Below are 10,224 nucleotides of genomic sequence, written 5' to 3' on the forward strand. Positions count from 1 at the left end.
CTTAGGACTTAGGAGCAGGATAATCTAGCTTAGCGATGATTTCTTTATGTGTTCCAGCATCCAGATAATCCAAGATTATGATGTTCTTGTCTTTAATTCCGAGTAAGTTTGTGATAAAATTTAATTGTTCCATAAGATTCTTTCTAATGATGGTTTGGTCACTTTTCATTATAGGTCTTATGGGACTTTTTTTCTACAGCAAAATAGGCTCCATAAGACCTATGGTGGTTTTACCCACTACAGAAATTATAGAGCCCATTTTGTAGATTTATAATTGGGAATCTCGTTGAATGGTATCAGGTAAATGAAAAATTCGGCGATCATATCCTATTTCTTCGTGCTTTAGTCTAATACCTATAATGTAAAAAACTCTAGCTATCAGGTAGTTGATAGTTAGAGTTTTTTTCTATTCATATGATTTAATGAGATTAAATAAGGCTTCTACTTCTGAAGACAGTGTAGCTGATTTGAGATAAGCGTAATAAACTGTAAATGTTATCTGGTCCTCCGGTATTAGAGGAATTTTTATTAAATCATCATCTTCATCAGAAAGTGCGATATCAGCCAGTAAACTAACGCCAATCCCTTTCTTTAAAAGTTCTTTAATGATGACAATGTCGTCACTCTTGAAGAATATTTCTGCCTTGTTTTGATGCTTTTGATTAAGTAGTTCAAAAGCTTTTAGATGAACAAAGTGTTCGTCTAAGAGTATAAAGGATTGATTTACTAATTCTTCAAAAGCAAGGAAAGGAGCAGTGGCAAGAGGATGGTTCTTAGATAAAACGACATACAGTTCTTTATGAAATAGCTCGTGTATCTCTATTGAAGGATGATTGAGTGGTTCAATCAATCCGAGTAAGCTCGCATCTAGTTCTCCCTTAAGGAGAAGATTTAATAATTCTACGGATCCACCACGAATAGGACGTACCTTTTTTAAAAAATCAAATTCAGTTTCTTTATTTAAGACAGAGAAAAGATACTGAATGATAATAGGAGGGAATCCTACAGTAGAGCAATGAGCCAAAGAGCGATTAATTTCTTTGCGAGTAGAAATGACCTCAGGTAAAATCAGTTCTGTATGCTTCAGAAGGATTTGTCCTTGAGGAGTTAGTTTAAAGGAACGATGCGAGGGATCATGGTGAATCAATTTGCAATTAAAAGATTCCTCTAAGCGCTTAATGGCATAAGAAATAGATGGTTGGCTGACTTTGTGTTGTTTTGCTACTTCCGTATAGGATTGAAGTTGGCAGAGGTCATAAAAATATTGTAGATCTTTTAAATTCATATGGGCTCACTTTCATTAGTTGGAGAAGGAAAATAAGTGGAAATCACCAGATAAATACTTTTTATCCGTATCCTACAATTTGACTATACGAGTATTCACCGGTTAAAATGTAAGTGAGTCAGGGATATCAAAGGTTATCTAAGATACTTTCAAAAATGACCAAGATCTTTTCTCGTTTATCAATAGGGAGCTGTTTAATCTTCATGTTGATTCTTTTGAGTGAAAGATTGTCAGTCTTATCAGAGATTGATTCAAGGCTATCAAAATTGAAAAATTCCTCTGGGGTCATCTCTAGGGCGACAATCACTTTTTCAAGACTGTGAATGGTCAGATTCACATTTTGGTTTTCAAGTTGATTGATATACTTAAGCCCAAGTCCTGCTTGTTCTGAAAGTTCTTCCTGGCTCATTTTTTTCTGTGTTCGAAAATATTTCACTTTTTGGGAAATATATTGTTGTAAATAGTTTTTATTCGTCATATAAATAGAATACAAGTTTTGCATGACAAAAAAACATCTTAAAAAATACAAAGTATTGCATAACAAACTTATATGATATTTATTTTAATTCGGATCGCCAATTTGTATGATTAGTTTCTTTTGCTCGAAACTTTTAGTAAAGAGTGATCATTGAGAGTTTTATGAGTCCAGAACTTTATAAAATATAACAACTTGAAGTATCATCAATAATAGTGTTTTAAGTATAAAAGAGCTTATTAGAAAATTGTTCTCGTAGACTCATTATAACATATGCGTACACAATTGTATTTTTTAAACAACAAAGTTTTCCAAACGATTCGTTTTAAGTGGTATAATAGAAGTAAAAAGGAGGTTGCACTATGATTGCACATGATATTTTAAACAACCCTTTCCTCAATAAAGGAACCGCCTTTACCTTAGAGGAGCGGAAGAAACTAGGTCTTATTGGTTTATTGCCACCTTATGTTCAAACCATTGAAGAACAAGCGGCGCAAACTTATGTACAGATGCAAACAAAAGCCAATGATTTGGAAAAGCGTCTTTTCCTAATGGAAATTTTTAATACTAACCGTACTCTCTTCTATTACCTTTTTTCTCAACATTTGGAAGAATTTAATCCAATTGTATACGATCCAACCATTGCAGATACCATTGAAGGTTATAGTGACCTCTTTGTAGATCCCCAATATGCGGGATATCTTGATATTAATCATCCTGAAAATATTGAAGCTACTTTGAAAAATGCTGCTGGGAATCGCGAGATTCGTCTCATTGTTGTAACAGATGCAGAAGGAATCCTTGGAATCGGTGACTGGGGAACAAATGGTGTCGATATTTCTGTTGGGAAATTGATGGTCTACACGGGTGCTGCTGGAATCGATCCTTCTATGGTCCTTCCTTTAGTCATTGATGCAGGGACTAATCGTGAAGAACTTCGTAACAATCCTAATTACTTAGGGAATCGTCACGAACGGGTTCGCGGAGATCGTTACTACGACTTCATTGACCAATTTGTTCAAACAGCAGAACGTCTCTTTCCTAAACTGTACCTTCACTGGGAAGACTTCGGCCGCTTGAATGCTGCCAATATTCTTGAAAAATACCGGAAACAAATTCCAACTTTTAATGATGATATTCAAGGCACGGGAATCGTTACCTTGGGTGGTATCTTTGGTTCACTGGATATTAGTGGTGAAAAATTAACAGATCAAGTTTATCTCTGCTATGGTGGTGGTACTGCGGGTGCAGGAATTGCCTCTCGTGTTCTTCGTGAAATGGTGAGTGAAGGTCTTTCTGAAGAAGAAGCCTATAAACGTTTCTTTATGGTTGATAAACAAGGTCTTCTCTTTGATGACATGGATGACCTAACTCCTGAACAAAAACCGTTTGCTAAGAAACGTGCTGACTTTAGCAACGCAGACAAGTTGACTGACCTGCTTGAAGTCGTGAAGACTGTGAAGCCAACCATTCTTGTAGGAACTTCAACTCAGCCCAATACCTTCACTAAAGAAATTGTAGAAACTATGTGTGAAAATACAGATCGTCCGATGATTTTCCCCTTGTCAAATCCAACCAAACTAGCAGAAGCTAGTGCCAAAGATTTGATTGAATGGTCAGATGGCAAAGCTTTTGTCGCAACAGGAATTCCTGCTGATACGGTTTCTTATAAAGGTGTCGACTATGTGATTGGTCAAGCCAATAATGCCTTGATTTACCCAGGTCTTGGTCTAGGTATGCTGGCTTCTGAAGCAAGTCTTTTGACAGATGAAATGATTGGAGCAGCAGCTCATTCATTGAGTGGTATTGTCAATCCAGGCCAACCAGGAGCTCCTGTCTTGCCACCATTCAAGTATGTAGCAGATGTTTCTATTAAAGTAGCAGAAGCGGTCGCTAAAAAAGCGCAAGAACAAGGTCTTGCGCGTGCCAAGGAAACAGATATGGCCAAAGCAGTTCGTGATTTGAAGTGGTATCCAGAGTATAAATAATTCATTGCTGCTGCCTATCCTTCACTAGCGACAAATTTATATGGGCTGTGGACTTAAGTAATTTAGAAAGGATACCTATGTCACTCTTTTTAACCTCGATTACGAGTATCATTCCGATTATCGCTATCATTGTTTTGGGGTATATTCTTCAGGTGAAGGGATGGTTTGGAGATGCCTTTGGACCTAACCTATCTCGTTTGATCATGAATGTAGCCTTGCCAGCGTCAATCTTTGTGTCGGTAATGAAATACCTAACACTAGATAAACTAATCAGTCTTTCTGGAGGTCTCCTTTATACATTTGTGGCCTTTATCTTGGGCTATATCGTAGCTTATATTGCAGTTGTGGTTTTCAAGGTTCGTCCAGGACGGCGAGGAACCATGATTAATACCTTTGTGAATGCCAACACTATTTTTATTGGTTTACCTTTAAATGTTGCTCTTTTTGGGGATCAGGCTCTTCCTTATTTCTTAATTTACTATATCACCAACACGATTTCCACCTGGACATTGGGCGTGTATTTGATGACGAGTGACAGTAAATCGGGTCAAAGCAAGGAGACAAGTAAATTTGACTGGAAGAAATTGCTACCAGCTCCGCTTGTAGGTTTTCTTGTGGCTCTGCTATTTTTGATTCTCCGAATCTCTATTCCAGATTTCGCAACGAATACCTTAACCTATGTTGGAAATATCGTTACTCCCCTATCTCTGATTTATATTGGTATCGTTCTTGCAAAGGCAGGCTTGAAAACTATTACTTTTGATAAAGATACAATTGTCACTTTAGTTGGACGCTTTATCCTAGCTCCTCTAATCATGCTTCTTGTATTGAAGTTCTCTGCACCAAATATGGCGACAGTAGAATTTAAGACCTTCATGATTCAGTCCGCTACACCAGCTTTAGCTGTTCTTCCGATCCTTGCTAATCAGGGAAAAGGAGATGTGGAATTCTCTACGAATGTGGTGACTCTAAGTACGGTTCTATTTATCGTTGTTATTCCAATATTACAAACTTTATTAGGATAAGAAGGAAGAGGATAGGATTGAAAGTTATGCGTTAAGAAATTCCCCTATTTAAAAAATATTGATTTAAATTTTATGAAATTAATCAGTAGATATCGTTCTGAAAAACCTTGATATTACGCTGTTTTTAGTCCAACTGAAACTCGTACTTTCCAAATCAGGCTTGAAAAAAGCTCGTAAAGCATCACAATTTAGTAAACGTTAATTCGAAAGAATTACGATACTTGCAAAGAGCACCTTTAAGGGTGTTCTTTTTGATTTCTAGAACATCAATACTATAACAAAAGTAATTCTTCAGGCACGACATGATGGAGCTCTTATGGGGAATTATTAAATTTGAGATGTTTCAGAAATCTGAGAAGAATTTTATGTCTTTAGAAGATCTTGAACAAGCTGCTATAGGGCGTGTTACTATAATAGATTGATTAAAATAAGACTAAAAGGATGTAATACTGTACGGAACTAAATCCTTGGATAAATTATTTTTGCGCCGATACACGACGAGAACTTCGCAAAGAATTCCTACTACCTTTTGAACAATGAAAAGATAAAACATTTCTAGTTCCCTACTTCTGAGGTAGTTCCTATGAAATTGCCACCTATATAAACCGAGACTGTTTATTTATGGTATCTCTCTATTTCTTATCTATACTCGTTTAGGAGTTCCCTTGAATAAAAGCTTTCTCACTTTCAATTCTTTAGCTTTTTCAGAGAATAGATGCGACTTTTAACAATAAGTTGTGAATTCATCTAAGCGGAAATCATTGATGGATTGATTCTATTGACATGCCAAATGATCATACCTAGCATAATTTAAGCATATCCTGAATTGTAAAGGTTTTTACCAGGCGGTTGCCATGTTGACATTGAATTTAAATGCTTTAACATCTGTGATAGCAGAAAAATGATCTTAGGATGTTTGATTTAAGGAAAAGCCACACTCTGGTAATGGGGCATTAAGCTAATAGTTCTAGTCCGATAATTCTTTACTTTCTCTTTAGAAACTTCCCCATTCTATTTCTTTTATAATACTGTTCAATAACATGAGTCAGTTCTTGTTTTATATTTTTTTACTCTATATAATCCAAGAACTTTACAAATTCGTGAGAGATCTTTTTAGATTAATAGTATCTACTGGATTCCTCAGATGGCCTTATATTTTTAATATTAGGTCTGATTGCTTTCAGTAAGTGGGCATCCACAATCATAGTTTTAGTATATGAGGCTTCTCTTTTAAAGTAAGATCTGTGTTTATTTGGAAATGTTTTGGCGGTTTATTAGAAAGATTAATGATAATATAATCTTTCTTTGCTTTTAAAGTGATTGATTTATTACATATTATTTATTTGATTCATATTTCAGAGGAGAGATAATGAATAATAAGTAAAGGCGGTTGATAAAGCTAATATGGTACGTATTTCATTGTAAGACGATTTTAGTTATTCTGAATACTTTATATTGAACTCTCCACGTGGAAACTAGTTTATTAATTTATGCAAATTACTAGACTATAATCAGTAATTATCGTATAATAGGGATGACATTTTGCTATATTTCCATCTGACCAAGAGTAATGATACTCCTGCTAAAGATTAAAAATAGCTCTTGAACAAAATTAATATCGTAATTGCATCGTTTTGCATAAATTATGCAGATATTGTATCAATAAATCTTACGATTAAAAGGGGGTGTTGTTTATTAAGGGAGATAATACACTGTTCAATTCATTTTAATTATTTAGAAAGGAAAAATCATGAAATTAAAAAAATTGTGGCTCTATATTTTTACGCCACTTCTAGTCTTGTTTGGCTCGATGGCTCTATCAAATCCAGTACAGGCGCAAGATTTGACAGATAAGGTCACATTGTCAAATGTTGAAATACGAAGTTCGGGGTCTGGTGTAGCTAACGAAACTTTTTGGCATGCTAAGGGACAAAAAGAGGTACGAGCTCTCTATTATGGAGAGTATAGCTTTTCTAATCTATCTGCAGGGGAAATAAAGAATGGTGATTATTTCACCGTAAAAGCTCCAGATGGTCTAGATTTAGTTGACGCAACATTTGAATTAAAGGATAGTGTGAGCGGAGAGGTCCTGGGGCAAGTCATAGCAGATAGTGCTACGAAGACAATAACCTTTACATTTAATGAAAAAGTTGAAAGTAAGCAAAATATTAGAGGGACATTTAATGCTACTTCAATACTAAAAACAACTGGAGAAGTGAATAAAGTCACGTATCGCTTACCTGGAGATAAAGAACAAACAATAACCTTTAAACCATTTGGTAGTGATAGCCAAGATGTGCCAGTTGAAGGCGAAATTGGTTATAAGGGTGGATGGACAACTTCTGATACGGACCATCTAGCCTGGTGGATGCGAATCAATCGTGCTGGCGAAGATTTAACTGGAAAAGTTGTCAAGATCAATGATAGCATTGACACCAGTAGGGGATCTCTAGCAATTTATCTTGTAGATAGTTTTAGATTCTTTGAGGTGGAATACAAGACACAGAATACAAGTAGCGCAGATGTTGTTTCCTATGGTCACGAATATAAAGTTACAACGGATCCGACAGTTTATCAAGCAAATCCAGATGATACGGCACTGTTAACCCTAAAAAATGGTGGGACTTCATTTGAACTTCTATTGCCAACCAATACAGGAACCAAAACTTTACGTTTAGAGTATAATACAACTACTCCTGCAGATGGAACTGAAGTCGTTAACAGTGCAGGGATAACTTATGATGGCGTCCCTCAGAAAAGTTGGAAATCATGGGATGGGAAAGACACTGGTAGCACAACTATGAAATCAGGTGTCAAATCCGTTAAAGGAGCTGGTGCAACTGTTACAGCGGATCTTGCTGGTAAAATCAAAATCACCAAGTATGATGAAGCGGATGCTACTGTGAAGTTAAGTGGTGTTGTCTTTGAAATTCTTAAGAAGAGTGATAGAACGAAAGTTGCTGAAATCACGACAGATGAACATGGTGTCGCCCTTTCTCCAGTTCTCTCAGATGGTCAATACATTGTAAAAGAAAAGGCACCCAAGTCAGGTTATGTTGCAAATAGTCAAGAGTTTGAAGTAGAGATGAAAAAAGAGGGTGTTCCTTTAAATATCTCTAACAAACGTGAGACAGTTGACTTTGAAGCTACTAAGACTTGGGTAGGTGGAAAAGCCGCAGATTATAAGAAAGTTAAGCTTGGTTTGTATGTCCATAAAGAAGGACAGACTATTGAGGACTCTAAACCTGTTTCTGGTAGCTATACTCCAGAAGTGACAGAAACCAATGGTGTTTATACTTACAAATGGGCGAAACAACTTCCTAAGTATGATGTTGATGGAACAAAATTAATCTACTCTGTTCGCGAGCTTCAAGATACTACTGAACTTCCTTTGAAAGAAGGAGAGAAAGTCGCATCTAACGATCATAACTACGTCGTCTCTTACAATGCAGACAAGACACAAGTAACCAATACTTATGAGGTTCCAAAAACAAAAGTAACTGCTAATAAAGTCTGGACTGGTGGAACAGATAGTGTTCGCCCAAGTCTCTTCTTTAAATTGTATCGTACTCTAGAGGGTGGTACTGCAGAAGCAGTTACAGATGCTGACCAAAAAGAAGTACCTAAGACAGACGGTGCTGTAGAATGGTCAGATCTTCCTGCGACCGATCAAAATGGTGTGACATATACCTACAGCATTAAAGAAGTTGATAAAGATGAGAATCCAGTTACTACAGTTGATGGCTATACCTCAGAACAAACAGCAGAATTAACTGTTACCAATAAGTATGCAGTAAAACCAACTTCAGCTTCTCTTGAAGTGACTAAGAAGTTGACTGGTCGTGAGTTGAAAGCTGATGAATTTGAGTTCACTTTGACAGACCAGGCTGGTAATGTTGAAACAGCGAAGAATGATTCCAACGGAAAAGTTAAGTTTAAAGAGTTGACCTTCGACAAAGCAGGCACTTATACTTATAAGATCGCTGAAAAAGCGGGTACTGCTACAGGTATCCAGTACGATACTAAAACAATCACAGCTACAGTAACTGTAGTGGACAATGGTAAAGGTGTCCTTGAAGCAACCGTTGCTTATGACGGCGAAAAAGTATTCGAGAACACTTACACACCAGCAGGAGCTACAAGTGTCACTCTTGGAGCTAAGAAAGTTCTTGAAGGTAAAACACTTGAAGCAGGCAAATACAGCTTCGAATTGAAGAAAGAAGACGGTAGTGTTGTCGAAACAGTGACAAACGCTGCCGATGGAAGTGTTACTTTCTCACCAATCTCATATGATGAAAGCCAAGTGGGAACTCACAAGTACACAATCTCAGAAGTTGCTGGATCTGAAATAGGGATCACTTACGATAAGACCGTTCAAGAAGTTGAAGTAACAGTTGAAAAAGTAAGCGCGACTGAATTGAAAGCAACTGCCTCAAAAGAAGCAAAAGACCTAGTCTTCACAAACAAATACACACCAGCAGGGGCTACAAATGTAACTCTTGGAGCTAAGAAAGTTCTTGAAGGTAAAGACCTTGAAGCTGGTAAATACAGCTTTGAATTGAAGAAAGAAGACGGTAGTGTTGTCGAAACAGTGACAAACGCTGCTGATGGAACGGTGACCTTCTCACCAATCTCATATGATGAGAGCCAAGTGGGAACTCACAAGTACACTATCTCAGAAGTTGTTGGATCTGAAGCAGGAATCACTTATGATAAGACAGTTCAAGAAGTTGAAGTAACAGTTGAAAAAGTAAGTGCAACTGAATTGAAAGCAACGGCTTCAAAAGAAGCAAAAGATCTTGTATTTACAAACAAATACACACCAGCCAAAACTCAAGTTTCTGTGAAGAAAGCATGGGATGATAAGGACAACCAAGATGGTAAACGCCCATCTTCTGTCACAGTTAAATTGCTTGCAGACGGTCAAGATACTGGTAAGAAACTTACATTGACTGAAGCAAACGGTTGGACTGGAAGCTTCACAGACCTTGATGCTGATAAAGGCGGCACACCTATCCAGTACACAGTAGTAGAAGTAACTGTTCCTGGTTACACTTCTAAGGTTACTGGTGACGCTGCATCAGGATTCACTATCACAAATAGCTATTCTCCAGAAACAGTTGACATCACAGCAACTAAGAACTGGGATGACGCGAATAACCAAGACGGCAAACGTCCAACTAAGATTACAATCAATCTTTTAGCAGACGGTCAGAAAGTCGCATCGAAAGAAGTTCAAGAAGCCGCAGATGGAACTTGGACTGCTACATTCGAAAAATTAGCAAAATATAAAGCTGGTAAAGAAATCAAATACACTGTAACAGAAGAAGCCGTAGCCGAATACGAATCAACTATTACAGACTTTACCCTCACAAACAAATATGCACCAAAAGAAATCGACTACAAGGTAACAAAAGTATGGAACGATGCGAACAACCAAGACGGCAAACG

5 protein-coding genes and 1 pseudogene are annotated in these 10,224 nt (G+C 37.0%); 3 read left to right on the forward strand and 3 right to left on the reverse strand.

From position 1 onward, the window contains the following. Positions 1–7: 7 nt before the first annotated feature. From D8847_RS10015 to D8847_RS10025, 3 genes and pseudogenes are all read right to left on the reverse strand, one after another. Positions 8–133, reverse strand: a pseudogene (locus D8847_RS10015) (ISL3 family transposase); the annotation flags it as partial. Positions 134–406: 273 nt separating this feature from the next. Then, positions 407–1,285, reverse strand: coding sequence for a LysR family transcriptional regulator (locus D8847_RS10020; RefSeq protein ID WP_125841452.1), 879 nt, complete (start codon positions 1,283–1,285; stop codon positions 407–409). Positions 1,286–1,412: 127 nt separating this feature from the next. Then, on the reverse strand, positions 1,413–1,763 hold the full coding sequence (locus tag D8847_RS10025; protein WP_125841456.1) for a helix-turn-helix domain-containing protein: 351 nt from the start codon (positions 1,761–1,763) through the stop codon (positions 1,413–1,415). A gap of 359 nt (positions 1,764–2,122) precedes the next feature. Here D8847_RS10025 and D8847_RS10030 point away from each other — a divergent pair, with 359 nt between their 5' ends. The 3 genes from D8847_RS10030 to D8847_RS10045 form a co-directional block, all read left to right on the forward strand. After that, positions 2,123–3,748, forward strand: coding sequence for a malolactic enzyme (locus D8847_RS10030; RefSeq protein ID WP_125841453.1), 1,626 nt, complete (start codon positions 2,123–2,125; stop codon positions 3,746–3,748). Between the two features lie 77 nt (positions 3,749–3,825). Further along, entirely contained in the window at positions 3,826–4,773 is a 948-nt protein-coding gene (locus D8847_RS10035; protein ID WP_125841454.1) for an AEC family transporter, read from the forward strand. 1,750 nt (positions 4,774–6,523) lie between these two features. Next, the coding region (locus D8847_RS10045; RefSeq protein ID WP_125841455.1) for a Cna B-type domain-containing protein at positions 6,524–10,224 on the forward strand (3,701 nt) is incomplete at its 3' end.

The sequence above is a fragment of the Streptococcus mitis genome (genome assembly GCF_003942795.1).
Classification (GTDB): Bacteria; Bacillota; Bacilli; order Lactobacillales; family Streptococcaceae; genus Streptococcus; species Streptococcus mitis_BJ.